Here is a 377-nt window from a genome sequence, read left to right as displayed (position 1 = left end):
GCGTGGAGACACCCTGGGCGGTTAGATAGCGAACGTCCAGAAGGCTCCGTGGCCCTGCCTGCGCGATGGTGGTCATGTTGGTCATCCAGTCGACTATCCCGGTCTTCACGAACAACCAGTCATAGGCCAACTGGGCCAGCCAGGTGGCGGTTCGACCTGGCTCCTGCACGACGACGCTGTGTAGCAGCCCCTGCGACAGCCAACTGAGTTCGTACTCGAACATGGCCTGGGCATGCTTCCAGCCCACGTCAGGCCAGAAGAAATACAGGCAAACCCACTCCACGATGATTGCGCCGACCAGCGAACCGAACATCACGCCGAGAAATTGGAAGGGCGTACTGATGATGGTGCCGACAAGGGTCTTCTGGCTCTCTTGT

General features: G+C 59.4%; 1 protein-coding gene. It reads right to left on the bottom strand.

Features of this window, described 5'->3' with window-relative positions:
* The coding region (locus tag JHD77_RS33370) for a DUF4400 domain-containing protein (RefSeq protein WP_199506580.1) at positions 1-377 on the bottom strand (377 nt) is incomplete at both ends.

It is taken from the genome of Pseudomonas sp. P20, from assembly GCF_016463925.1.
Classification (GTDB): domain Bacteria; phylum Pseudomonadota; class Gammaproteobacteria; order Pseudomonadales; family Pseudomonadaceae; genus Pseudomonas; species Pseudomonas aeruginosa.
The sequence above is the reverse complement of the archived record's forward strand: the minus strand, read 5'-3'. Positions and strand labels throughout refer to the sequence as shown.